This is a genomic window from Serratia sp. LACPHL-BACT-2024-00286 (genome assembly GCF_043109535.1).
Taxonomy (GTDB): Bacteria; Pseudomonadota; Gammaproteobacteria; order Enterobacterales; family Enterobacteriaceae; genus Serratia; species Serratia sarumanii.
On record NZ_JBICNA010000005.1, the window covers coordinates 451,777 to 474,773 of the forward strand.

Consider the following 22,997-nt stretch of genomic DNA (forward strand, 5'->3'; position numbering starts at 1 on the left):
GCGACAACAACCGGCCTATTTTTGCTTATATTCATTTTTTTTAGTTACAAAAGTAGTTTTTAACATTCTCGCAAACAATAATACCCCGCCAGTAACGTGAACCGATCAATTTGCATCCGGACGGCCTGCAATAGTTCACTTTTCGTTAAAAACCCTATTAACAAAAAGGCATTATCGCTGCCTATCGGCTCACGCCGGGCGGTCGGCTTCACTATTTTCCAGGGTAACTCCCGCTAAATTCTTTCACCTGCAATGAGTAGAATTTACACACAAGAGATTTAATTCAATGAGAAAATTACTCGTCCTGATTTTCAGTCTCAGCCTGTTTAGCGTTACGCAGCAGGCAGCGGCTGAAGAGAAGAATAAAACCGTCGACGTGGTGTTGATCGGCGGCGGCATCATGAGCGCCACCTTGGGCACCTATCTGCATGAGCTGGAGCCGACCTGGACCATCGACATGTACGAGCGCATGAACGGCGTGGCGGAAGAGAGCTCCAACGGCTGGAACAACGCCGGCACCGGCCACTCCGCCTTCAGCGAAATGAACTACACGCCGGAAAAAGCCGATGGCACCATCGACATCAGCAAGGCGGTGAAGGTCAACGAGTCTTTCGAAATCTCTCGCCAGTTCTGGTCTTATCAGGTGAAAAACAATGTCCTGAAAGATCCGAAATCCTTCATTAACAGCGTGCCGCACATGAGCTTCGTGTGGGGTGACGACAACGTCAACTTCCTGCGTAAACGCTACGCGGCGCTGCAGCACAGCACCCTGTTCCGCGGCATGGAATACTCCGAAGATCCTGCGCAAATCAAACAGTGGGCGCCGCTGGTGATGAACGGCCGCGATCCGGCGCAGAAAATCGCCGCGACCCGCATGCCGCTGGGTACCGACGTCAACTTCGGCGTGATCACCCATCAGCTGGTTGACGCGCTGAGCACCAGCGACAAGTTCAAGCTGAACCTGAGCCACGAAGTGCGCGACATCAAGCGCAACGCCGATCAGACCTGGAGCGTGACCGTTGCCGATCTGAACCGCGACGGTAAAGAAACCACCGTTAACGCCAAGTTCGTGTTCATCGGCGCAGGCGGCGCCTCCCTGACCCTGCTGCAGAAATCCGGCATCCCTGAAGCCGACGGCTATGGCGGCTTCCCGGTCGGCGGCCAGTTCCTGGTCACCACCAACCCGGCGATCGCCAACCAGCACCTGGCCAAAGTGTATGGCCTGGCCAGCGTAGGTTCGCCGCCGATGTCCGTGCCGCACCTGGATACCCGCATGCTGGACGGCAAGCGCGTACTGCTGTTCGGGCCATTCGCCACCTTCTCCAGCAAGTTCCTGAAGAACGGTTCGCTGTTCGATCTGCTGCACTCGCTGAGCACCTCGAACCTGATGCCGATGACCCACGTCGGTCTGGATAACTTCGATCTGGTGAAATACCTGGTCGGCCAGCTGATGATGAACGACGACGATCGCTTCGCCGCGCTGAAAGAGTACTTCCCGGACGCCAAGCAGGAAGACTGGAAGCTGTGGACCGCAGGCCAGCGCGTGCAGATCATCAAGAAAGACGCGGATAAAGGCGGCGTGCTGCAGTTCGGCACCGAAGTCGTCAGCTCTGAAGACGGCAGCATCGCCGCTCTGCTGGGCGCGTCACCGGGTGCTTCCACCGCTGCGCCAATCATGCTGCACCTGATGGAAACCGTGTTCAAAGACAAAGTGGCGACGCCGGAATGGCAGAGCAAACTGAAAGAGATCATCCCGTCTTACGGCCACAAGCTGAACGGCGATATCGAGATGACCAACAAGATCCGCGGCTACACCAGCAGCGTGCTGGGTCTGAACTACATTGAAGTGAAACCGGAAACCAACTGATTTTCCACTCGTTTCCTGCTGGAAAGGCCGCTTTATGCGGCCTTTCTTTTATCCCCCTGCGATTCAAAGAGCATTTTTGGTCACCTTTTTCCCCCCGGTTTACCCTTGCGTAACGGCGCACTCGCGCCTATTATCAATAGTATATTCTTGGATAATTAAGCTAAGTCACTGTGACCTGAATGTCGTTTTTGCGGGAGAACTAAAACCATGGATCGCGTCAATATCATTCACGATTTACTAGACTGGATTGAAACTCATCTGGACCAGCCGCTGCTGCTGGATAACGTCGCCGCCAAGTCGGGCTACTCCAAATGGCACCTGCAGCGCATGTTCCGCAGCACCACCAGCCACGCGCTCGGCAGCTATATCCGCGAGCGGCGCCTGTCGCAGGCGGCGCAGGCGCTGCGCTCCACCCCGCGTCCGATCCTGGATATCGCCCTGCAATACCATTTCGATTCTCAGCCTTCGTTCTCACGCGCCTTCAAGAAACAGTTCGGCAAAACCCCGGCGGTGTATCGCCGCACCACCCGCTGGGACGTGGCGGAATGGCCGGCGCAGCCGGTGGAAGTGGAGGCCGAGCCACGCCACGATGCCCCCACGCTGCCTCGTTGGTATGCAGGCAAACCGCCGGAAGGCGTTTGCACCACCTGGATGGGGCTGCGCTGATAAACGCGGCATAACACGTAAAAAGGGTTCAGTTCTCGCGAACTGAACCCTTTTTAATTGAAGCGACACCGGATTATTTGAAGGTGACGTCAACGTTGGCGGTGGCGTTGAACACCCCGGTCTTCGGCGTATTGGTCAACCACTTCAGGTTCGCGATAAAGGTCTCTTTCACTTCGTTCTGCTTATCCTGCAGCACGCCGCCGAAATCCACGTTGGTTTGCAGTGGGATCGGCGTTTTGTTGGTGTCGCGTTGCTGAGTCAGGAAGATCGCCACGCCCGGTTTGGTGGTCGGCAGGATCTGCGTGTTATCTGACGGATCGGCGTTGGTGCTGCTGAAACTGGCCTGCAGAGACTGGCCGGCACACTCGCCGCCGCTCAAGGTCGCCTTGATATCGAACGGCACCTGCTTGGCGATAGTGCCGGTTTTGGCGCTGGACGTCGTCAACACACCGAAATCGACGCTGGCACCGTTGTTGGCCAACACGGTGATCTGCGGATTGCACTGGATCACGCGGATCTTGTCCAACCCTTTAATATAGGCGTTAAAGTTGCTGTCTTTGGTGGCGTTAAGGCCCAACTCACCATCGATTTGGAACAGCGACGCGCGCGCCAACGGCGGGAAGTTACCCGCCGGCGGTTTCACCCCGGTGGCTTTGATATACACCGAATAAGTGGCGGTCACCGCCTGAGGATCGGCTTTCCTTCTATTACTGCCCGGTTTGGTACCCGGCCCCAAATCAGGGCCCGTCGGCCGGTTGGAACTTTGCTTCAGGTTGATCGCATCATAATCACGCCCGTTGATCGACACCCCAATCTCCAACGACTTATCCAGTGCGCCGAACGAGTTCTGCGGGTTCCAATAGATGTAAGCGTTCTCTCCACGCGGGTAGTTGTCGGTATCCCAGCAGGTAAAGGTGGAGGTAAAGTTCTGCGAACGCCAAATCAGGTTGCCTTTAACAAAGTCGCTGGCAGCCAACACGATCGGGCGGCCGACGTCGATATCCTGCGTCACGCTGCCGGTTGGCCTGCTACTGCCGGTCGAGTTGCCGAAACGGCACTGCATCGCCGCCGCCTGTTGCGCCATCGCCAACCCCGCCAGCCCCACCACTGACAGAAGTGTGTTACGTGCTAATTTGCTCAAGTTCATGGTGTACCTTACAGTTTTTGGCATTGCAGGGTCAGTTCCTGATATCCCATGGCCGCTTGTTTATCGCCCACGTCCGCCGGGATCGGCAGTACGCATTGCTGGTCGGCTTTCGGACCCCATTTGATCGTCAGTTTCTCACCCGCTTTCACGCCGGAAACATAGGTTGCGCCTTCCAGGCCCACGGTGCCGCTGTTGCGGCCGGACTCGTTGAACACGCCGGCGCCGATGGCCGGATAACCGTTGTCACCCAGACGAGCATGAATCAGCAGGCTGACGCCCTTGAAGGTATCGAAACTCACCTTCACCACCGATTTCTCGGTCGGCACCACTTGCTTACTGGCCACCGGCACATCCAGGCCCGGGCCGAAATCTTCGGTGCGCAGCGCCACATAGTTGTAGCGGTACGGGTTGGCCGACGGCACAACCGCATAACCGAAGCGATCGATGGTCACGCCCGGCTGGTTTTCCAGACGCACGCCTTTGGCGTCTTTCGCTTCCACCAGCAAGATAGTGTTCTGCAACGGCTGCGTCAGCGTCGCGCCGCCGGAGTGCACCAGCAGGCCGCCGGAGAGGCCCACCCCTTCCTGACGGTATTTCGAGCTGTAGGCATAGCTACCGTCGATGTTACCGATGCTGCTGCTGTAGCCCAGGTTCAGGTTGCTGCTCTGACCGGAGGACTGCGTATGCCCGGTGGAAACCGAATAGTTCATGCGACGATCGTCCAGCATGGTGCCGCTGATGCCGGTCGAGTAGCTGTCGCCGCTCTGTTTGCTGTGCGCCGCGCTGAAGTTGGCAGTGGTCGAATTGTTGCTCTGGCCCCAATCCAACGGGATCGACATCGTGAAGTTCACGCTGCGATCGGAATAGCCGTACTGGCCGCGCGTATCCTGTAGATAAACGCCGTAGGAAATGCGCTTGAAGCCGTCGTTGTAACCCAACTGAATCGTGCGATCGTTACCGGATACGCCCCAGTAGTTCTGATGGCTCACGTTGGCGTACAGGCTGGCCCCCGCCCACAGCTGCTGGCTGAGCGACAGCTCGACGCGTTCGCGCTTGTTGCCGTAGCGCGCGGTGTATCGAGTGCGTTTCTGATTGTTGCTCCAGGAAGGCTGGCCCGGCTGCAGATCGTTCGGATCCCAGTAATCATTGGCATAAATGCCGTTGCGCCAGCTGTTGCGCTCCTGGACCGCATCGCTGAGATCATAGTAACCGGAAGTCGCATAGCGATAGCCCGCCAACTGGAAGTTGGTGCCCATCTGGTTGAGCGATTTGGAGTACAGGAAACGGAAGCTCTGCCCCTGCTTGCGATCGCCGTTCGCCAGCTCGGTATCGGAGATCGAACCGTCCACGGAGATGGCACCCCACGATCCCAGGCTCTTACCGATACCCACGGCAGCGGAACGGTAGTGCTCGGCAATGATGGCGCCGCCGAACGGCGTCAGGCCATAGTTCATGCCGTATGCCGCAGTACCCTGAATCAGCTTCGGCTGATAGCCACCGTTACCGTTGTGGTATTTACCGGCGGTCAGCTGGAAGTTCCAAATGCCTTCGCGCAGCATGTTGGCCACGGAAGAGTAGGCGACGCTGAACGTTTTATGCGAACCGTCGGCCTCGTTGACGGTCACCTGCAGGTCACCGTTGTTGGTATGCGGATAGACGTCGTGGATCTCGAAAGGACCCGGCGCGACGTTGGTGCTGTAAATGACGTAACCGTTCTGGCGAATCTCGACGCGGGCGTTGGTCGCCGCCACGCCGCGCACCACCGGCGCATAACCGCGCAGGCTGTCCGGCAGCATGTCGTCAACACTGGAGAGTTGTACCCCGCGGAACTGGAAGCTGTTGAACACGCTGTTGTTGGTGCTCGCCTGCCCCATCACCAAACGGCTGCGCCATGGCACGATGTCGGTCTCGGCCCAGGAAGAGACGTTGGTCCAGTTGCTGCTGCTGCCACTCTGTTTGTCCCAGGTGGAGTTGTTGCGCAGGCGCCATCTGCCCAGGTTAAGGCCGCTGTTCAGCGCGAGGAACATGTACTCGCTGTCGTCAGCGTCATCTTTGCGATAGCTGTTCTTGTTGTAGTTGAAGTTATAGTTGGCGAACAGCGCGTTGATGCCTTCATCGTACATGCTTGGCGGGATCGCGCCGATAGCGCTCAGATCCATCATGGTCTGAGGTACGGAAATGTTGATCTGCTGCACCGCCGCGTCATAGCTGACGGTGGCGTCTTTAACCAACGCAGGCAGATCAACGCAGCTGCCGGCCTGCAGCGTTTCTGGCAGTTTGATGCCGTAGTTGCGCAGGTCTTCAACTTTCAGGCAGGGTTGAGACGCGGTCTGGCCTTTAACCTGACGAAAAGTAACATCCTTATGATCGACCTGAGTCAGGTTGACGTAGATGTCGAATGGGTAAACGCCCGGTTGCAAAGCATCGCCCTGAGCGACCGCTTCCGCGTTGCTCAGGTTTTCATCGCCGTGAATAAACGACATGTTAAACTCTGCCAGCGCCGCTTCACTCCAGAACATCGGCGCACTGGCGGCAATGATTGCAATTCGGATCAGCTGTGTCAGCCGCGTCGTTCCGCCTGCTACTTTTCGTTGATTTGCCATTCCCTGTCTCTCTTATTGTACTGGAACGTCCTTGACTTCCGTTCTACCGCCAAAATCGTTGATATAACTGAAAGCAATCTTGTTGCCGACGCTGACGCCCGCCGGGATGCTGATCGATAAGCGATCTTTCGGGCTCACCATGTTGGCGTCCACATCCACGGTCTTGCCCGCGCTGTTTTTCAAATGCAGCGCCCCAAAGGTAATATGCAGCGGGCCATCGTTAATCACTTGCAGACGTGAACCTTCACGCTGCCAACGCAAGTTTTGTACTTGCTCGTCCAGCGTCGTTTTCAACGCCACCGGCCGGTAAAAAAGTTTGATTCGAGTACGCACCGCAACCTGCAGCACGTTTTCTTGCTTCGGCGCCGGCGGAATTTCCTGCACGTTAATCCACAGCAGGGTTTCTTTATCCTGAGGTAAGCCATTACCGGAATAGATAAAGCGCAGAACTGCAGTTTTGGCAGCGTCCAATTTCAGAATCGGTGGAACGACAACGACAGGTAGATTTTTCGGCACTTGGTTTCTGTCACCGGTGTCCAGCCAGGTCTGCACCATATAAGCTTCTGAAGCATCGTTATGAATCGGCAGAGAGGCGGATTTGTCGTCGCCTTTATAGATCACGCGAGTGGCATCTACCTGGATACCGGCGTAGCTGTTAAAGGTGCCCAGCATCAGCAGAGCAGCAAAGAACTTTTTCATCGGTTTCCTCTACGGGCCATCCTTGGCCGTGTGTGTCCTGAAAGACGATTATTTGTATTCGATAGTGAACGGGCTGGTGGCGTTAGCCAGACCTGCAGTTACGTTGCTGTCGAATGAACGGTAACGAGCCTGCAGGTTGAAGGTCGCTTTACCGTCAGCAGCGATGGTGACTTTCGCTACGTCGTCGTTGATGTTGGAACCGTCGCCGATAGCGAATGGCTTGCCGTTGTTATCGGTGATTTCGATACCCACGCCGGTAGCTGCAGCGCCAGTGCCGCCAACGTTGCTTACGGACAGCAGGTCTGGGTTGCCGGCAACGGTGTTACCGTCGAAACGCAGGCTGTAATCACCGGCATCACATTTTTCCAGAGAGATCTGGAAAGCTTTAGAAGCGGATTTAGAACCCACGGTTGGGAAAGCAGAAGTTGGGTAAGTACCCAGGTAAACTTCTTTATTCTGAGTATCGCTAGTTACCTGGCAGGTAGACTGTTTGATTTCACCGGTGAATTTAACAGTGCCGTTTGCTGCCATTGCGTTGGAAGCAGTTGCAGACAATACCAGGGCAGCCAAAGGCAATAATACTTTTTTCATTTCCAGCTCCATAGAACAATAAAATAATCGATTCAGTGGCGGGCTTATATATATTGCCGCCACTGAGCATACACTCAGCGATAGCACTCCCTTGCTGAAAAGGAGCGTTGCCTCGATGAACTCATTGCCGGACGAAATATAGACTAAGCATATTCTTAATGTTAAATCGTTTAAAACATTCATAAGGCCTCTCTTGATAGGAATAAACTATCGGCGAATACCTATCGATCGATGTTGACGATTCATATGAATAGGAATAATCTGTGTTTGGGAAAGCTGCAGAGTTCAAGATTTTGCATTAAGGCCTGAAAATCAGCATATTATCCCGAATATTTACATTTAGTAACAGATTGCGACATTTGGACTTTGGCACGAATTACGCGTTAAATGGTCTGTCGACACGCTTCGGCCATTCTGGCGCTTTAAATAAGAAATTTACCAATAAACCTGGAGTAACTTTCTTTTTAATCATTTAAAATCAACAAGTTAAATATCAATCCAAGGATTGGGAAATGAGCGGTTCTTTCAGAGAGAAAAATAACGGCATTAATTATGTTTTTCAGCCAATGTTCGCGAAATCGGGACAATTGCTGGCCGTTGAATGTCTGTCTCGCTTTACGTTTAATAGCGAATACGCTCATTTTTCTCCTGAACAGTTCTTTCGCCACGCCGATAGCGCCACCCGGATTGAGATTTTGATGGATCAGATCAATCTGATCGATAAATACAAACACTGGTTTCATGAAAACCAAGTGATAGCCACTTTGAATGTTGACGATTATTCTCTGCAATCGCTGGCGAATACTCACTTTGCCGAAAGAATTAATGCCATGCGCTGTATTCATTTCGAGATCAGCGAGAATTCAACCCGGCTGGTGAAAGATCGCGTGCACGGCGATCCGTCATTGAATAGTTATTCATTTTGGCTCGATGATTTTGGTTCTGGCTATGCGGGTTTTTCCGCGTTGTACAACAGCCAGTTCCGCTTCGTTAAGCTCGACCGTTTTCTGCTCTGGGACTTCATGAAAAAGTCCGGCGGCGAGGGCTTGATGCGCGCATTACTGCGCTTCTTTTACCTTAATCATTACAAGGTAATTATCGAAGGAGTTGAAACTCCCGAACACAAGAAATGGCTGGATGAAATGCCATATTACGCACTGCAGGGAAAGCTGTGGAAGGAATCCAGCATCAAGGATTTGAACTCGCTTCTTACAGCTGAATACTTTTAACTCGGTATTGGTGTTTGCCCTATGTCTAAAAACAACGTTCTTGTGATTAGTGAGTGTAAGTACAGCTATGTTGGCCTGTCGGTGCTGCTGAAGAAACACTACGGCGCGTACGATATCCGCCTGTTTTCCGATTTCATGCACGGCGGCGCCAAAGCAGAGAAGATCACCAAGCACGATATCGCGCTGATTTTCACCTCGCAAAACCTGGAGCAGAGCGTTAACGTGATCGAAAGCCTGGTGTCCCTGCACCAGCAGTACAACAGCAAAACGCGCCTGTTGGTGTTCTACGACGACGAGCGCGTGGTGAAACTGCTGTCGATCCTGGGGATTTCCGTTGAGTTGGTCTCCACCCGCATTCCGCTTTATTCGCTGCAGGAAAAAATCCAGCGGCTGCTGGAAAGCAAGGAGCCGGGCGGCATCAGAGTGCAGAAAACCCGCGAGCTCAGCCCGGCGGAAAGCGACGTGATCTTCAATCTGCTGCGCGGCGACAGCCTGCTGCACATTGCGGAAAAGCGCGGCACGCACCCAAAAACCATCTTTTCGCAGAAATACAGCGCGATGAAAAAACTGCGGCTGCGCAGCATGAGCACCATCTTCGTCGCCGGCAAATAAACATCCTGGCTTGTTGCGCGGTACGCCGCGCGGCAACCCGTCTCCCCTGCCGCTGCGTTAAATTAATGTAACAACCGGCGACAAAGCAGCAACAGACACACAACATCTCCTCCTGTTGGCTACGATTCGCACACGGATTATCCGTGAGTCATGTCGTGTGGATTAAAATAAACATCAGGAGATGTTATGAAGTCGTCCTTATTCAGCCGCTATACCTGCTTTGTACTGAGCATCTTGCTCACCCTGGTTTTCTTGATCATGATGCACAACTATCCGTGGTTCTGGCTGCCGGCCCTGGCCTGCGGTTGCCTGATGGTGTTGGGTATCTACGATCTCACCCAGCAGCGCCACGCCATCTGCCGCAACTACCCGATCATCGGCCGCATGCGCTTCTTCTTCGAGTTCATCCGCCCGGAACTGCGCCAGTATTTCCTCGAGCAGGATAATGAAGAGATCCCGTTTTCGCGCACCCAGCGCACGCTGGTGTATCGCCGGGCGAAAAACGAGATGGGCGACAAACCGTTCGGCACCCTGCTGGACGTCTACCAAACCGGCTATGAGTGCATCGGCCACTCCATGCGGCCGGTGGAAGCCGCCGACCCGACCAGTTTCCGCATCACCATCGGCGGCGCCGACTGCCGCCAGCCCTACTCCGCGTCGATCTTCAACATTTCTGCCATGAGCTTCGGCGCGCTCTCCGCCAACGCCATTCGCGCGCTCAACCTCGGCGCGGCCAAGGGCAATTTCTACCACGACACCGGCGAGGGCAGCATCAGCCGCTATCACCGCGAAAACAACGGCGATCTGGTGTGGGAGCTGGGCAGCGGCTATTTCGGCTGCCGCACCGCCGACGGCCATTTCGATCCGCGGCGCTTTGCCGAACAGGCGCAAAGCCCGCAGGTGAAAATGATTGAAATCAAGCTCAGCCAGGGCGCCAAACCCGGCCACGGCGGCATTCTGCCGGCGAAGAAGGTGGATGCGGAAATCGCCGCCACCCGCGGCGTGCCGGAAGGGGTCGATTGCATCTCGCCGGCCTCGCACAGCGCCTTCACCACCCCGCTGGAAATGATGCATTTCATCCAACAGCTGCGCGAGCTGTCAGGCGGCAAGCCGGTCGGTTTCAAGCTGTGCATCGGCCACCCGTGGGAGTTCGTCGCCATCGTCAAGGCGATGCTGCACACCCGCATCCTGCCGGATTTCATCGTGGTGGACGGTAAGGAAGGCGGCACCGGCGCCGCGCCGCTTGAGCTTTCCAACTATATGGGCATGCCGCTGCGCGAAGGGCTGCTGTTCGTGCATAACACGCTGGTAGGCTGCGGCCTGCGCGACCAGATCAAGATAGGCGCCAGCGGCAAGATCATCAGCGCGTTCGACATCGCCAGCGTGCTGGTGCTCGGCGCCGATTGGGTGAACTCGGCGCGCGGCTTTATGTTCGCCGTCGGCTGCATCCAGTCGCAGAGCTGCCACACCAACCACTGCCCGACCGGCGTAGCGACGCAAGATCCGCTGCGGCAAAAGGCGCTGGTGGTGCCGAACAAGGCGGAACGCGTCTACCACTTCCATCAAAATACGGTGAAAGCGCTGGCGGACATGCTGGCGGCGGCCGGCGTCAGCCGCCCGGAGCAGCTGACCTCGCACCATATGCTGCGCCGCATCACGCCGACCGAGATCAAGGTGTACGCCGATATCTATTACTACCTGGAGCCGGGCGCGCTGCTGCAGCCGGAGATCAAAAGCGAGTTCTACGCCCGCATGTGGCGCATGGCGACGCCCACCAGTTTCGATCAGGCGATCTCGCTGCCGGCGGCATGATGGGATAAGGAATAAAAAGAGAGTTGCCCCCTCGCCTTGGGGAAGAGCATATGGAGAGGGGTTGCTTGCTACGGCGGCCCTCCCCCTCAACGGCGAGAGGGCGTATCGGTTACTGTTTGCGCACCGGCGCATCGCCGGCGACGTAATAGTCGGCGGTACTGCGCGGCAGCGGCGCGCGCTGGCGAATGCGATCGGCTAACTTCTCGGCGATCATGATGGTGGTGGCGTTCAGGTTGCCGGTAATGATCAGCGGCATGATCGACGCATCCACCACCCGCAATCCTTCCATGCCGTGCACCCGGCCCTGTCCATCGACCACCGCCATCTCATCCTCGCCCATCTTGCACGAGCAGGACGGGTGGAAGGCGGTTTCGGCGTGCTCGCGCACGAAGGCGTCCAGCTGCTCGTCGGTCTGCACCTCCGGCCCCGGGCTTATCTCGCGGCCACGGTATTCGTCCAAAGCCGGCTGCGCCATGATCTCGCGCGTGATGCGAATAGCGTCGCGGAACTCCTGCCAATCCTGTTCGGTCGACATGTAGTTGAACAGAATGCTCGGGTGCTGGCGCGGATCTTTCGACTTCACCTGCACCCGGCCGCGGCTCGGCGAACGCATCGAGCCGACGTGCGCCTGGAAGCCGTGCTCTTTCACCGCGTTGCTGCCGTTGTAGTTAATCGCCACCGGCAGGAAGTGATACTGAATGTTCGGCCAGGCGAATTCTGCGCGGCTGCGGATGAAGCCGCCGGCCTCGAACTGGTTGCTGGCGCCAACGCCGGTACCGTTGAACAGCCATTCCGCGCCGATCTTCGGCTGGTTGAACCATTGCAGCGCCGGGTACAGTGACACCGGTTTCTTACAGGCGTACTGCAGGTACATCTCCAGGTGATCCTGCAGGTTTTCCCCGACGCCCGGCAGATCGTGCACCACCTTGATATCCAGGCTGTTCAGCAGCGCCGCCGGGCCGACGCCCGAACGCTGCAGGATCTGCGGCGAGGCGATGGCGCCGGCGCACAGCAGCACTTCGCGCCGCGCTTTGGCGTGGGTCAGCTGATTGCTGTCGCCCTGCAAATAGTTGACGCCCACCGCACGCTTGCCGTCGAACACGATGTGGTCGGTCAGCGCATGGGTGACGATCTTCAGGTTCGGCCGCGAACGCGCCTGATCCAGATAGCCGCGGGCGGTGCTGGCGCGGCGCCCTTTCGGCGTCACGGTGCGATCCATCGGGCCGAAGCCTTCTTGTTGGTAACCGTTCAGATCGTCGGTGCGCGGGTAACCCGCCTGCACGCCGGCTTCCACCATAGCGTGGAACAGTTCGTTGTTACCGGCTTTCGGCGTGGTGACGCTCACCGGGCCCTCGCCGCCGTGATAGTCGTTCGGGCCGATATCGCGGGTTTCCGCCTTGCGGAAATACGGCAGGCAGTCCAGATAGGTCCAGTCTTCCAGACCCGGCGCCTTGGCCCAGTTATCGAAGTCCATCGCGTTGCCGCGAATGTAACACATACCGTTGATCAGGGACGAACCGCCCAGCCCTTTGCCGCGGCCGCATTCCATCCGGCGATTGTTCATGTGCGGCTCAGGATCGGTCTCATACGCCCAGTTATAGCGGCGGCCCTGCAGCGGAAACGCCAGCGCGGCCGGCATCTGGGTACGGAAATCCATCCGGTAATCCGGGCCGCCGGCTTCCAGCAGCAGGACGCTGACGTCGGCGTCCTCGGTCAATCGGGTGGCTAACACGTTGCCGGCGGAACCGGCACCGATAATGATGTAGTCAAATTCCATTCATTATCTCCTTACTTTATAGAGGCCTGGTCAGGCAAAGACGCGAAGCGCGACTCGGCAACAGGCGGTGTATTTTGGCTCTCTAGAGATTGTCGGCCGCAGCCAACGCGGCTGCGGCTCGAAAGACGGCGGGAAGATCAGAATACCGAGGCGTATTCGCCCAGCTCAACCTGCACCGATTTGATCTGGGTGTAGTGTTCCAGCGTAGTCAGGCCGTTCTCGCGGCCAACGCCGGACTGCTTGTAGCCGCCGACCGGCATTTCCGCCGCCGACTCGCCCCAGGTGTTGATCCAGCAAATGCCGGCTTCCAGCTGGTGGATCACGCGGTGCGCGCGCGCCAGATCGTTGGTCACCACGCCCGCGGCCAGGCCGAAGGTGGTATCGTTGGCGCGGCGCACCACTTCCTCTTCGCTCTGGTAGCTGAGAATGCTCATCACCGGCCCGAAGATCTCCTCGCGCACGATTTCCATGTCGTCGCGGCAGTCGCTGAATACCGTCGGCGCCACGTAAGCGCCCTTGCCGAATTCGCCGTGGGTGACGCGTTCGCCGCCGCACAGCAGGCGCGCGCCGCTGTTCTTGCCGCTTTCGATAAAGCGCAGCACCGATTCCATGTGCGCGAAGCTGACCAGCGGCCCGAAGTTGGTCTGCGGATCGGTCGGATCGCCGAGGCGAATGCGCTTCACGCGCTCGAGGATTTTCGCCTCAAACTGCGCCTGCAGCGCCGCCGGCACGAAGACGCGGGTGCCGTTGGTGCACACCTGGCCGGAGCTGTAGAAGTTGGCCATCATGGCGATATCGGCGGCGCGATCCAGATCGGCGTCGTCGAAGATAATCAGCGGCGACTTGCCGCCCAGCTCCATGGTGACTTCTTTCAGCGTCGACCCCGACGCGTTGGCCATCACCTTCTTGCCGGTTTTCACCCCGCCGGTGAAAGAGACTTTGGCGATGCCCGGATGGTCAGTCAGGTACTGCCCAACTTCCGCGCCGCTGCCGGTCACCACGTTGAAGACACCGTCCGGCAGGCCGGCTTCGGTGTAAATTTCCGCCAGCTTCAGCGCCGTCAACGAGGTGACTTCGCTCGGCTTGAAGATCATCGCGTTGCCCGCCGCCAGCGCCGGCGCGGACTTCCACAGCGCGATTTGAATCGGGTAGTTCCAGGCGCCGATGCCGGCCACCACGCCCAGCGGTTCGCGGCGGGTGTAGACGAATGAGGTTTCGCGCAGCGGGATCTGTTCGCCTTCAATGGCCGGGATCAGGCCGGCGTAATACTCCAGCACGTCGGCGCCGGTGACGATGTCCACCGCAGTGGTTTCCGACATCGCTTTGCCGGTATCCAGCGTTTCCAGCGCCGCCAGCTCATCGTTGCGCTCGCGCAGAATATCCACCGCGCGGCGCAGGATGCGCGAACGCGCCATCGCCGTCATCGCCGCCCACACTTTCTGCCCGCTGGCCGCGCTGGCCACCGCACGATCGACGTCTTCAGCGCCGGCGGCCTGGACTTCCGCCAGAACTTCGCCGTTCGCCGGGTTGATGGCGTTGAAGGTTTTTCCAGCGGTGCTGTCTACATAGGCGCCATGAATATAGAGCTTCTGCAAGCCAAAACGGGACATAGGATCTCCTTGGGTTATCCTCCGGGCGGCGTCTGCCCCCGGAGTTGGAACGTGATGTATTCGGTCGTGAGCGCCAGCGCCTGCGCCTGATTGAACGCCGAGCCGCGCAGCGCGCTGCGCAGCCACAGTCCGTCGATCAACGCCGCCAGCCCCTTGGCCGCCAACCGCGCCTGCGGCTGCGGCATGACGCGGCGAAACTCGGCGCACAGGTTGGAATAGAGCCGGCGGCCGTTCACCTGCTGCAGCCGGTTGAGCTGCGGTTGGTGCAGACTGCTGGCCCAAAAGGCCAGCCAGGTCTTCATCGCCGCGCTGTTGATCTGGCTGTCGTCGAAGTTGCCGGCGACGATCGCCTGCAGCCGCGCCGCCGGGCTGTTATCGGTCAGCGCCTGCAAACGCAGCTTCACCGCCTCGCCCAGATGGCTGATCAGATAGCGCATCGTGGCTTCCAGCAGGCCGTTCTTGTCCTTGAAATAATGGCTGATGATGCCGTTGGAAACGCCGGCCCGCCGCGCGATCTGCGCGATGGTGGCGTCATGCATTCCCACTTCGTTTACTGCGGCGAGCGTGGCATCAATCAACTGCTGCCTTCTGATTGGCTGCATTCCTACCTTTGGCATATTTCGACTCTCACAAAACCGACTTCGGCCTTATCTCAGCGGGCAAATTTCACTGCCGTTTCGCCCGTGATTCAGGTCATCATGGGGACTATTAAACTTTTTTTTGATTGAACGTTCAATAAAAATTGCATATATTTTATTGCCGCCTGGTTAAAAATTTGTACTATCTGGTTGTGGAACTGGCTGATTTTTGTGAGGTAATTAACGAATCTGACCAAAATCAGTGTCTGTAAGCGGTTCCCGCCGCGAAGCGCGCCGGCGCTTCGTTAACAGGCGAAAGCGGCGTCACTCAGGCCCTCCTGATGGGGTGGCCGCCGCCTTCATTCGCCCGTTTTCCGGCGGCGCCAACGCGCCCCGAAATGCGGAGCGGCACGATTTTACTCAGTTCAGAGGATGACGATGACAACACGCGAAACCTCCTCCAAACCGCAGCAGGACCGCCTCAACCCTGTGGTTTTCTTCACCTCGGCGGGGCTGATCCTGGCCTTCTCGCTGATGACCATCTTTTTCACCGACTTCTCCGGGCAGTGGATCACCCGCACGCTGAATTGGGTGTCGACCACCTTCGGTTGGTACTACCTGCTGGCGGCGACGCTGTACATCGTGTTCGTGGTGTTTATCGCCGCTTCGCGCTTCGGTTCGATCAAGCTCGGGCCGGAGCAGTCCAAGCCGGAGTTCAGCCTGATGAGCTGGGCGGCGATGCTGTTCGCCGCCGGCATCGGCATCGACCTGATGTTCTTCTCGGTCGCCGAGCCGGTGACCCAGTACATGATGCCGCCGGAAGGCGACGCGCAAACGCTGGAGGCCGCGCGCCAGGCGATGGTCTGGACGCTGTTCCACTACGGCCTGACCGGCTGGTCGATGTATGCGCTGATGGGCATCGCCCTCGGCTACTTCAGCTATCGCTACAATCTGCCGCTGACCATCCGCTCGGCGCTGTACCCGATCTTCGGTAAGCGCATCAATGGCCCGATCGGCCACAGCGTGGACATCGCCGCGGTGCTCGGCACCATCTTCGGCATCGCCACCACGCTGGGCATCGGCGTGGTGCAGCTCAACTACGGCCTCAAGGTGCTGTTCGAGATCCCGGAAAACCTGACGGTGCAGGGCTCGCTGATCCTGCTGTCGGTGATCATGGCCACCATCTCGGTCACCTCGGGCGTCAACAAGGGCATCCGCATCCTGTCCGAGCTGAACGTGCTGCTGGCGCTGGGCCTGATCCTGTTCGTGTTGTTCTTCGGCGATACCGAGTTCCTGCTCAATGCGCTGGTGCTCAACGTCGGCGATTACATCAACCGCTTTATGGGCATGACGCTCAACAGCTTCGCCTTCGATCGGCCGGTGGAGTGGATGAACAACTGGACGCTGTTCTTCTGGGCCTGGTGGGTGGCGTGGTCGCCGTTCGTCGGCCTGTTCCTGGCGCGCATCTCGCGCGGGCGCACCATTCGCCAGTTCGTGGTCGGCACGCTGATCATTCCGTTCGTGTTCACCCTGCTGTGGCTGTCTATCTTCGGCAACAGCGCGCTGTACCAGATCATTCACGGCAACGCCGAGTTTGCGCAGGAAGTGATGCAGTTCCCGGAGCGCGGCTTCTACAGCCTGCTGGCGCAATACCCCGGCTTCACCTTCAGCGCCTCGGTGGCCACCATCACCGGCCTGCTGTTCTACGTCACCTCGGCGGACTCCGGCTCGCTGGTGCTGGGCAACTTCACCTCGCGCCTGGCCGACATCAATAATGATGCGCCAAACTGGCTGCGGATTTTCTGGTCGGTGGCCATCGGCCTGCTGACCATCGGCATGCTGATGACCGACGGCGTGCCGGCGCTGCAGAAAACCACGGTGATCATGGGCCTGCCGTTCAGCTTCGTGATCTTCTTCGTGATGGCCGGGCTGTATAAATCGCTGCGGGTGGAAGACTACCGCAAGGCCAGCGCGCTCAGCACCCTGGCGCCGGTGCCGGTCTCCAGCCACGACGTGCTCAACTGGAAACAGCGCCTGTCGCGGGTGATGAACTACCCGGGCACCCAGTACACGCAGAAAATGTTGGATAAAGTCTGCCGCCCGGCAATGCAGGACGTGGCGCGCGAGCTGGAGCTGCGCGGTGCGAAAGTGGAGTTCAGCGAAGTGCCGCCGACCGAAGACGAGCGCCTGAACCACCTGGAGCTGCTGGTGCACCTGGGCGAGGAACAAAACTTTATCTATCAGATCTGGCCGATGCGCTACTCGGTGCCGGGCTTCACCTATCGCGCCCGCTCCGGTAAATCGCACTACTACCGGCTGGAAACCTTCCTGATGGAAGGCACCCAGGGCAACGACCTGATGGACTACAGCAAGGAACAGGTGATTGGCGATATCCTCGACCAGTACGAGAAGCACCTGAACTTCCTGCACATTCATCGCGAAGCGCCGGGGGGCACCCTGACCTTCCCGGATATGTGACGGTCGATCAATAACCAGAGGGCGTAGCCAGGCTACGCCCTTTTTTATGCCTGCTCGGCCGGCAAATCGGCTTTCAGCAGCACCAGGGAACCGGCCAGCAACACCAGATCCTTGATCAAAAAGCTGGTGGCGCCGGCCATGGCCGGAAAACCGCCGGCGGAAGGCTCCCAGGCACCCGGCGTGGAAAAGATCAGCGTCAGCGTAGTCAGGTAGGTCACCGTCGAACCGATCGCCCCCAGCAACCCCAGCCGCCGCGACCAGAATCCCGCCAGCAGCAGCAAACCGAAGCTCCACTCGGCGACGCCCAGCGCATAGCTGGCGCCGCGGATGCCGAACGCCTGATGCATCCAGCTCAGCAGCGGGCTGTTGCCGATCAGCGGCACCAGCCCCTGCGCCTCGTAATCAAACCATTTGGCGTAGCCGAAGGCGGCGAAGATCACCACCAGCGCCGCGCGCATAAAGATAACGTCCCCGTTCGAGCGCTGAAAGCGCCTCAGCCATGTCGCCAGCATCATCCTCTCTCCTTATGTTGCCCGCGGCCGCCGCGGATCGCCCGCTGGCGGCCGCGGAGTGCGGCGGCTTAGTGCCCCATCGCGTCCTTCTTCATTTCGTCTTTCTTCATGCCGTCTTTGGCCATACCGTCTTTCGCCATGCCATCCTTTTTCATGGCGTCTTTGCCCATCTTGTCTTTCTTCATGCAGTCCTTGCCCATGCACTCTTTCTTCATCCCATCTTTCGCCATGCCGTCGTGCGACATCTGGCTCATGCCGTCCTTTTTCATCGCGTCTTTGCTCATGCCATCAGCGGCGTTGGCGCCGGCTACGCCCAGCATCAGCGCGCTGCACATCATCATTGCGAGTAACTTTTTCATGGTATTTCCTTCCGTCATGTCAAAGGCACCGGAGTGCCGGAGAATGGCCGGCGGCCGCCTCAGCTGCCGCCAAACCAGTTGTAGCCCTGGTCTTCCCAGTAACCGCCCGGGAAGCGGTTGGTGACCTCGATCACCTGAATGTGTTTCGGGTTCTTGTAGCCCAGCTTGGTCGGCATGCGCAGCTTCATCGGGTAGCCGTACTTGCGCGGCAAGATCTGGCCGTCATAAGTCAGCGCGATAATCGTCTGCGGATGCAGCGCGGTGGCCATGTCGATGCTGGTGTAGTAGTCGTCGGCGCATTTGAAGCTGACGTAGCGGGCGCTCAGATCCGCGCCAATCGCCTTGAGGAAGGTCGCGAACGGTACGCCGCCCCACTTGCCGATGGCGCTCCAGCCCTCGACACAGATATGGCGCGTCACCTGGCTGACCTGCGCCATCCGGTGCAGCTGCGGCAGGCTCCAGGCGCGTTTGTCCTGCACCAATCCGGCCACCTCCAGCCGGTAGTCGTCGCCGTTGATGTCCGGCGCGTCCTCCTCGGCGTAGAAAGCGTTGAACGGGAACGGCCGGGTGATCATCGATTCCGGGTAGACCGGCGCCAGGCGCTCGCCGTCGAACAGCCAGCCCTGCACCCGATCGTTGAAGCGCGACATGTGGCTAAGCGCCTGTTCGACGTTGGCGTTGTCGCTGAGATCGCAGCCGGTGAGCATGGCGATGCCGCCCAGCGTCAGGCCATTGCGCAGAAAGCGGCGGCGGGATGACGCGCTCAACAGCCGCTGCGCTTCTTTGACGATCGCCTGCCCTTCATCGATCGTCATGATCTGTTTATCCTTTTCCATCATTCACTCCTTAGCGTCCGCGCAGCATGGCCAGCAGCGTGCGCGGCACCAGCGCCACCATCACCAGGTGAATCGCGACGAAGGCCACCAGCGCCGACATGGCGAAAAAGTGGATATAGCGCGCCGCCTCATAACCGCCGAGCAGCGTGCGCAGCAGCGGAAACTGCACCGATTTCCACAGCACCAGCCCGGACAGCGCGCTCATCACGCCGAGGATCATCACCGACAGATAGGCCACGCGTTGCACCATGTTGTAGTGGCGCAGGTCGGCGTGTTGCAGCCTGCCGCGCAGCGCGGCGCCTATATCGGCGAGAAACTGCCGTGGGCTGAGCGGCCAATATTTACGTTTGAAGCGCCCGCTGGCCAGGTTGATCAGCAGGTAGCACAGCCCGTTGACGCCGAACAGCCACATGCCGGCGAAGTGCCACTGCAGCGCGCCACCCAGCCAGCCGCCGAGCGTCAGCTCATTGAGAAAGCTGAAGTTGAACAGCGGCGAGGCGTTGTAGATGCGCCAGCCGCTGGTCACCATGATCAGCATCGCCAGCGCATTCAGCCAGTGCGTCAACCGCAGCCACAGCGGATGCACCGTCTGTCGTTGTTCCGGGGTGAGAGTGAGGCTCATGCGAACTCCTGGCGACCAATGAGGCGATGAGCCGAGTATTCCCCGGATTTGTTCCCCAAGACCTCACGCAAAGTTAAATAAAATGTGATAACTCCGCCGGTGGGGGTTGTGTAGACTTCAGAGAGAAACGGGCAATCAGCGGTAATGAGAATGGACAAGCCAAAACGAATTTTGATCGTCGAGGACGACGGCGACATCGCCGAACTGCTGCAGCTGCATCTGCGCGACGAGGGTTACGCCATCAGCCACGCCGCCGACGGCAACCGGGGCATGGCGATGCTGGAACAGGGCGGCTGGGACACCCTCATCCTCGATCTGATGCTGCCGGGCGTGGACGGATTGGAAATTTGCCGCCGGGCGCGCACCATGACGCGCTACACGCCGATCATCATCATCAGCGCGCGCTCCAGCGAGGTACACCGCGTGCTGGGGCTGGAACTGGGCGCCGACGACTATCTGGCCAAGCCCTTCTCCATGCTGGAGCTGGTGGCGCGGGTCAAGGCGCTGTTCCGCCGCCAGGAAGCGATGAGCCGCAACCTGCGCATGGACGCCGGCGTGCTCAGTTTCAACGATCTGACCATCGATCCCATCGCCCGCGAAGTGCACCTGCACCAGCAGCCGGTCGAGCTGACGCCGCGCGAATTCGACCTGCTGTACTTTTTCGCCCGCCACCCGGGCCAGGTGTTCTCGCGCCTGAGCCTGTTGAATCAGGTCTGGGGCTATCAGCACGAGGGGTATGAGCACACCGTCAACACCCATATCAACCGGCTGCGCATCAAAATAGAGCGCAACCCGGCGGAACCCGAGCGCATCCTCACGGTGTGGGGCATGGGCTATAAATTCGCGGCCGCGCCGCAAGAGTGAGCCATGAAAAACCTTACGTTAGCGCAACGCCTCACGCTGATCTTCGCGCTGCTGATCGTCATCGGCTGCGCCTTTTCCGGCTGGATGCAGGTGCGCAGCAGCACCCAGTACAGCCAGGCGGTGATCCAGCGCCTGTCCGGCAACCTGGCGCAGCATATTGCCGACAGCAACCCGCTGCTGGGGGTGAACGGGCCGGATCCGCAGGCGGTGCATACCCTGTTCGATCAGCTGATGGCGGTGAATCCCAGCGTTGAGGTTTACCTGCTCGACAAACAGGGCACGATTATCGGCAACGCCGCGCCGGCCGGGCATCTGAAGCGGCAGCGGGTCGCGCTGCCGCCGCTGCAGGCGCTGCTCGGTGGCGCGCCGATGCCGGTGTATGGCGACGATCCGCGCAGCGCGGACGGGCGCAAGGTGTTCAGCGTCGCGCCGCTAAAGGTTGATGGCCGGATCGAAGGCTATCTGTACGTGGTGCTGCTCGGCGAAGAGTACACGGCGCTGGCCAGCAACGCCCAGTTCAACTCGGCGGTCAGGATGGCGCTGTGGACCTCCGGGCTGATGGTGCTGTTCAGCCTGCTGGCCGGCGGTTTGGCGTTTTATTGGGTGACGCGCCCTATCCGTCGCCTGACCCGGCAGGTCAGCGCGCTGGACAGCGGCGGCATCGAGGCGGTGCAGGCCTACGCATCGCTGCCGGCGGTACGGGCCGGGCGCGACGAAGTCAGCCAGCTGCAGCAGGCCTTCCACCGCATGGCGCAGCGCCTTGCCGAACAGTGGCAAACGCTGGCGCAGCAGGATCGGCTGCGGCGCGAGTTCATCGCCAACGTCTCGCACGATCTGCGCACCCCGCTCACCTCGCTGCACGGCTATCTGGAGACGCTGTCGGTCAAAGCCGCCACCCTGAGCGAAGCCGATCGGCAGCGCTATCTGGAGATCGCGCTGGCGCAGAGCCGCAAGGTGGGCAAGCTGGCGCAGGAGCTGTTCGAGCTGGCGCGGCTGGAGTATGGCGTGGTGAAACCGCAGAAAGAGCCCTTCTCCCTCAGCGAGCTGTTGCAGGACGTGTTCCAAAAGTTCGAGCTGGCGGCGGAGGCGCGCAACCAGCGGCTGCACGCCGACATTCCCCCCGGCATTCCGCCGGTGTTCGCCGATCTCAGCATGATTGAGCGGGTGCTGACCAACCTGTTGGACAACGCCATTCGCCATACGCCGCCCGGCGGCGACATCGGCGTGCGGCTGTGGCGGCAGGATGATCGGGTGATGGTGCAGGTCAGCGACAGCGGCCCTGGTATTCCGCAGACGCTGCGCGCCGATCTGTTCGTGCGCCCGTCTGTCCTGAGCGGCGCCCGGCGCCCTTCCGGCGGGCTGGGGTTGATGATCGTGCGGCGCATTTTGCAGCTGCACGACAGCGATATTCAGCTGATCGAACAAGCGCAAAGCGGCGCCTGCTTCCGCTTTGCCATTCCGCCGCGTTAATCGAGGCAGCTGCGATCGACGCTGATAAATTTGTCGTTATAAATAATGAATTTCTGCCCCTTCAGCCGAATACCGGCATGGGTCAGCGTATCGCCGGGGCGCAGGTATTCGGTGACGCCCTCTTCATCCGTGCTGTTGCAGCCCGGCTTGAGCAGGAACTTGAAGTAGGTGTTGCCGGTGTTGGTGAGCGTACCGCGCTGGGTATCGAGCCGATAGGCAAAGTTTACCTGACGCGGGCGCACCACCAGAATGGTGTCCATCACCACGATCGGCTCCAGGTTGACGCCGGCGCCCCGACGCGGCCCCGGCTCGAACAATCGGGTCGGCACTTCGCGAAATGATACCCGGTAATAACGCTCGCGATTATCCTGCGGCCCTCGGTAGAAAAACTTGTAGTACTCCGCCTGCCCTGCCTGCAGCGTCAGCTGGCGCGGCGCGAACAGCAGCTCGCCATCCGCCGGCCGGCTGCGCACCTCGCGCTCTCCCGGCCGATCGATGGCGCGAATGCTCACCTGATACAGGCGCGCGCTGCGGTTGTTATTCAACACCCGCTTGGCGGTGAATGAGCGATCCTGATCCATGGCAAACGTCAGGGTGCCGACATTGATCGCGGCGGCAGTAAAGGGGAAGGACAGACACAGCAACCCTATCAGCACAAGTTTCAC

20 protein-coding genes are annotated in these 22,997 nt (G+C 59.0%); 8 read left to right on the forward strand and 12 right to left on the reverse strand.

The annotated features are described in order from the left end of the window. Positions 1–286 precede the first annotated feature (286 nt). Positions 287–1,867, forward strand: a complete 1,581-nt coding sequence (locus ACF8MC_RS17780) for a malate:quinone oxidoreductase (RefSeq protein ID WP_033637693.1) — start codon at positions 287–289, stop codon at positions 1,865–1,867. Between the two features lie 207 nt (positions 1,868–2,074). Next, positions 2,075–2,533 carry a helix-turn-helix domain-containing protein gene (locus ACF8MC_RS17785; RefSeq protein ID WP_164104729.1) on the forward strand — a complete coding sequence of 153 codons (459 nt, stop codon included), beginning with the start codon at positions 2,075–2,077 and terminating at the stop codon, positions 2,531–2,533. A 73-nt stretch (positions 2,534–2,606) separates the two neighbouring features. Here ACF8MC_RS17785 and ACF8MC_RS17790 read toward each other — a convergent pair whose 3' ends face one another. Genes ACF8MC_RS17790 through ACF8MC_RS17805 form a run of 4 tightly spaced genes read right to left on the reverse strand, consistent with a single transcriptional unit; the run spans position 2,607 to position 7,573 of the window. Beyond that, a complete protein-coding gene (locus ACF8MC_RS17790) occupies positions 2,607–3,674 on the reverse strand; it encodes a fimbrial protein (RefSeq protein WP_033647471.1) in 1,068 nt (355 codons plus the stop codon). A gap of 14 nt (positions 3,675–3,688) precedes the next feature. Continuing rightward, complete coding sequence (locus ACF8MC_RS17795; protein ID WP_033646825.1) at positions 3,689–6,283, reverse strand: fimbria/pilus outer membrane usher protein; 2,595 nt, start codon at positions 6,281–6,283, stop codon at positions 3,689–3,691. Between the two features lie 12 nt (positions 6,284–6,295). Further along, positions 6,296–6,982: a molecular chaperone gene (locus tag ACF8MC_RS17800; protein WP_033646826.1), complete on the reverse strand. Its 687-nt coding sequence runs from the start codon at positions 6,980–6,982 to the stop codon at positions 6,296–6,298. 48 nt (positions 6,983–7,030) lie between these two features. After that, positions 7,031–7,573: a fimbrial protein gene (locus ACF8MC_RS17805; protein ID WP_033647475.1), complete on the reverse strand. Its 543-nt coding sequence runs from the start codon at positions 7,571–7,573 to the stop codon at positions 7,031–7,033. Positions 7,574–8,085: 512 nt separating this feature from the next. On the opposite strand from ACF8MC_RS17805, the gene ACF8MC_RS17810 reads away from it, so the two are divergent. From ACF8MC_RS17810 to ACF8MC_RS17820, 3 genes are all read left to right on the forward strand, one after another. Continuing rightward, entirely contained in the window at positions 8,086–8,802 is a 717-nt protein-coding gene (locus tag ACF8MC_RS17810) for an EAL domain-containing protein (protein ID WP_033637688.1), read from the forward strand. Between the two features lie 21 nt (positions 8,803–8,823). Beyond that, entirely contained in the window at positions 8,824–9,414 is a 591-nt protein-coding gene (locus tag ACF8MC_RS17815; protein WP_004939094.1) for a LuxR family transcriptional regulator, read from the forward strand. Between the two features lie 186 nt (positions 9,415–9,600). After that, on the forward strand, positions 9,601–11,226 hold the full coding sequence (locus tag ACF8MC_RS17820) for an FMN-binding glutamate synthase family protein (protein WP_164104728.1): 1,626 nt from the start codon (positions 9,601–9,603) through the stop codon (positions 11,224–11,226). Between the two features lie 109 nt (positions 11,227–11,335). Here the strand turns inward: ACF8MC_RS17820 and betA are convergent, their stop codons facing one another. The 3 genes from betA to betI all read right to left on the reverse strand — a co-directional run bounded on the left by betA (position 11,336) and on the right by betI (position 15,230). Then, positions 11,336–13,003, reverse strand: coding sequence for a choline dehydrogenase (gene betA / locus ACF8MC_RS17825; protein ID WP_033646828.1), 1,668 nt, complete (start codon positions 13,001–13,003; stop codon positions 11,336–11,338). A gap of 137 nt (positions 13,004–13,140) precedes the next feature. Beyond that, complete coding sequence (betB, locus tag ACF8MC_RS17830; protein WP_033653381.1) at positions 13,141–14,613, reverse strand: betaine-aldehyde dehydrogenase; 1,473 nt, start codon at positions 14,611–14,613, stop codon at positions 13,141–13,143. A 14-nt stretch (positions 14,614–14,627) separates the two neighbouring features. Then, the gene (gene betI, locus ACF8MC_RS17835) at positions 14,628–15,230 is read right to left on the reverse strand and encodes a transcriptional regulator BetI (RefSeq protein WP_004939107.1); all 603 of its coding nucleotides are present in this window, start codon (positions 15,228–15,230) and stop codon (positions 14,628–14,630) included. 399 nt (positions 15,231–15,629) lie between these two features. Between betI and ACF8MC_RS17840 the strand changes: the two genes are divergently transcribed. Then, positions 15,630–17,669, forward strand: coding sequence for a choline transporter (locus tag ACF8MC_RS17840; RefSeq protein ID WP_033653535.1), 2,040 nt, complete (start codon positions 15,630–15,632; stop codon positions 17,667–17,669). Positions 17,670–17,713: 44 nt separating this feature from the next. On the opposite strand, the gene ACF8MC_RS17845 is transcribed toward ACF8MC_RS17840, so the two are convergent. The 4 genes from ACF8MC_RS17845 to ACF8MC_RS17860 all read right to left on the reverse strand — a co-directional run bounded on the left by ACF8MC_RS17845 (position 17,714) and on the right by ACF8MC_RS17860 (position 19,998). Further along, entirely contained in the window at positions 17,714–18,184 is a 471-nt protein-coding gene (locus tag ACF8MC_RS17845) for a YkgB family protein (protein WP_033637683.1), read from the reverse strand. A 65-nt stretch (positions 18,185–18,249) separates the two neighbouring features. After that, positions 18,250–18,540 (reverse strand): pentapeptide MXKDX repeat protein, encoded by a 291-nt coding sequence (locus ACF8MC_RS17850; protein WP_033653383.1) that lies wholly within the window; start codon positions 18,538–18,540, stop codon positions 18,250–18,252. A gap of 59 nt (positions 18,541–18,599) precedes the next feature. Further along, positions 18,600–19,376: a molybdopterin-dependent oxidoreductase gene (locus tag ACF8MC_RS17855; RefSeq protein WP_033653384.1), complete on the reverse strand. Its 777-nt coding sequence runs from the start codon at positions 19,374–19,376 to the stop codon at positions 18,600–18,602. 10 nt (positions 19,377–19,386) lie between these two features. Beyond that, complete coding sequence (locus ACF8MC_RS17860) at positions 19,387–19,998, reverse strand: cytochrome b/b6 domain-containing protein (RefSeq protein WP_033653385.1); 612 nt, start codon at positions 19,996–19,998, stop codon at positions 19,387–19,389. A 150-nt stretch (positions 19,999–20,148) separates the two neighbouring features. Between ACF8MC_RS17860 and ACF8MC_RS17865 the strand changes: the two genes are divergently transcribed. Both ACF8MC_RS17865 and ACF8MC_RS17870 read left to right on the forward strand, forming a co-directional pair. Beyond that, positions 20,149–20,862 carry a response regulator transcription factor gene (locus ACF8MC_RS17865; RefSeq protein ID WP_033653386.1) on the forward strand — a complete coding sequence of 238 codons (714 nt, stop codon included), beginning with the start codon at positions 20,149–20,151 and terminating at the stop codon, positions 20,860–20,862. Between the two features lie 3 nt (positions 20,863–20,865). Beyond that, on the forward strand, positions 20,866–22,332 hold the full coding sequence (locus ACF8MC_RS17870) for an ATP-binding protein (RefSeq protein ID WP_049196265.1): 1,467 nt from the start codon (positions 20,866–20,868) through the stop codon (positions 22,330–22,332). Here ACF8MC_RS17870 and ACF8MC_RS17875 read toward each other — a convergent pair. Next, on the reverse strand, positions 22,329–22,997 hold the full coding sequence (locus ACF8MC_RS17875; protein ID WP_060438937.1) for a fimbria/pilus periplasmic chaperone: 669 nt from the start codon (positions 22,995–22,997) through the stop codon (positions 22,329–22,331). The two genes, ACF8MC_RS17870 and ACF8MC_RS17875, sit on opposite strands and share 4 nt — an antisense overlap.

What these genes read in the sequence shown, in the direction of transcription:
- ACF8MC_RS17780 (WP_033637693.1), top strand. Translation starts at nt 287, where the DNA reads ATGAGAAAATTACTCGTCCTGATTTTCAGTCTCAGCCTGTTTAGCGTT.
- ACF8MC_RS17785 (WP_164104729.1), top strand. Translation starts at nt 2,075, where the DNA reads ATGGATCGCGTCAATATCATTCACGATTTACTAGACTGGATTGAAACT.
- ACF8MC_RS17795 (WP_033646825.1), bottom strand. Translation starts at nt 6,283, where the DNA reads ATGGCAAATCAACGAAAAGTAGCAGGCGGAACGACGCGGCTGACACAG.
- ACF8MC_RS17800 (WP_033646826.1), bottom strand. Translation starts at nt 6,982, where the DNA reads ATGAAAAAGTTCTTTGCTGCTCTGCTGATGCTGGGCACCTTTAACAGC.
- ACF8MC_RS17805 (WP_033647475.1), bottom strand. Translation starts at nt 7,573, where the DNA reads ATGAAAAAAGTATTATTGCCTTTGGCTGCCCTGGTATTGTCTGCAACT.
- ACF8MC_RS17810 (WP_033637688.1), top strand. Translation starts at nt 8,086, where the DNA reads ATGAGCGGTTCTTTCAGAGAGAAAAATAACGGCATTAATTATGTTTTT.
- ACF8MC_RS17815 (WP_004939094.1), top strand. Translation starts at nt 8,824, where the DNA reads ATGTCTAAAAACAACGTTCTTGTGATTAGTGAGTGTAAGTACAGCTAT.
- ACF8MC_RS17820 (WP_164104728.1), top strand. Translation starts at nt 9,601, where the DNA reads ATGAAGTCGTCCTTATTCAGCCGCTATACCTGCTTTGTACTGAGCATC.
- betA (WP_033646828.1), bottom strand. Translation starts at nt 13,003, where the DNA reads ATGGAATTTGACTACATCATTATCGGTGCCGGTTCCGCCGGCAACGTG.
- betB (WP_033653381.1), bottom strand. Translation starts at nt 14,613, where the DNA reads ATGTCCCGTTTTGGCTTGCAGAAGCTCTATATTCATGGCGCCTATGTA.
- betI (WP_004939107.1), bottom strand. Translation starts at nt 15,230, where the DNA reads ATGCCAAAGGTAGGAATGCAGCCAATCAGAAGGCAGCAGTTGATTGAT.
- ACF8MC_RS17840 (WP_033653535.1), top strand. Translation starts at nt 15,630, where the DNA reads ATGACAACACGCGAAACCTCCTCCAAACCGCAGCAGGACCGCCTCAAC.
- ACF8MC_RS17845 (WP_033637683.1), bottom strand. Translation starts at nt 18,184, where the DNA reads ATGATGCTGGCGACATGGCTGAGGCGCTTTCAGCGCTCGAACGGGGAC.
- ACF8MC_RS17850 (WP_033653383.1), bottom strand. Translation starts at nt 18,540, where the DNA reads ATGAAAAAGTTACTCGCAATGATGATGTGCAGCGCGCTGATGCTGGGC.
- ACF8MC_RS17855 (WP_033653384.1), bottom strand. Translation starts at nt 19,376, where the DNA reads ATGGAAAAGGATAAACAGATCATGACGATCGATGAAGGGCAGGCGATC.
- ACF8MC_RS17860 (WP_033653385.1), bottom strand. Translation starts at nt 19,998, where the DNA reads ATGAGCCTCACTCTCACCCCGGAACAACGACAGACGGTGCATCCGCTG.
- ACF8MC_RS17865 (WP_033653386.1), top strand. Translation starts at nt 20,149, where the DNA reads ATGGACAAGCCAAAACGAATTTTGATCGTCGAGGACGACGGCGACATC.
- ACF8MC_RS17870 (WP_049196265.1), top strand. Translation starts at nt 20,866, where the DNA reads ATGAAAAACCTTACGTTAGCGCAACGCCTCACGCTGATCTTCGCGCTG.